1 protein-coding gene is annotated in these 743 nt (G+C 33.1%); it reads right to left on the bottom strand.

The genetic code is table 11. From position 1 onward, the window contains the following. Window positions 1-365: 365 nt before the first annotated feature. A partial coding sequence (locus tag LGK97_RS19650; protein WP_226262009.1) for an IS110 family transposase occupies window positions 366-743 on the bottom strand: 378 nt, incomplete at its 5' end.

Below are 743 nucleotides of genomic sequence, written 5' to 3'. Positions count from 1 at the left end.
ATTGTATTTATATGGGCATAGATAGGTGACCTAAAGAGAACTATGCTCTTTTGTTAAATTATGGCTACGATGGATGTCCGCATTATCTCTGGTAACTTACCCTTCCATGTCTCACAGGATCTATGTCCTAAATTCCTTCGTTCAGTCTATCCAAGAGGCGGATGTCAGTATGTGCTCCTATACCGGGTCTATGCCCTTATGGAAAAATTTAAACCTGACTAATCCCAGTTTCTTTTTTCAACGATCTATTTAAAAATGAGAACCTTTTTTAAGTTTTCCACAATTATTGGCTGAAGAATCAGCTATAGAGTTGCTGTGGATTATTTCAAATATTACTAAACAGAAATGGCTTGTGGATAACTAACTTAAGCTACTTTGCGTTGTAAGTTAAATCCTGTATCTCTTATTAATTTTTGTGGATTATATTCAACTTTTTTAGTTATTACAGTAAAAAATATTCTTATAAGCTTACAGCATAGCAAAACCAATGATTGCTTTTTCTTTAATGGATTATCTTCTCTAGTTGTATAATATTCATGTAACATCTTAAATTCATCATTTTTAGATACTAATGGCATTATTACACGGAATAAAAGCGCTCTAAGCCTTGCTCTTCCTCTTTTACTGATACTCGTCTTGCCTTTATGTTTACCCGAACTACTTTCAACTAGATTTAAACCTGCAAGCTTTTGAATTTGGCTTGGATGTGTAAATCTTTTTATATCACCAACTTCAGCAATGAA

This window comes from Clostridium sp. CS001 (genome assembly GCF_020443565.1).
Lineage (GTDB): Bacteria > Bacillota > Clostridia > Clostridiales > Clostridiaceae > Clostridium_AD.
The sequence above is the reverse complement of the archived record's forward strand: the minus strand, read 5'-3'. Positions and strand labels throughout refer to the sequence as shown.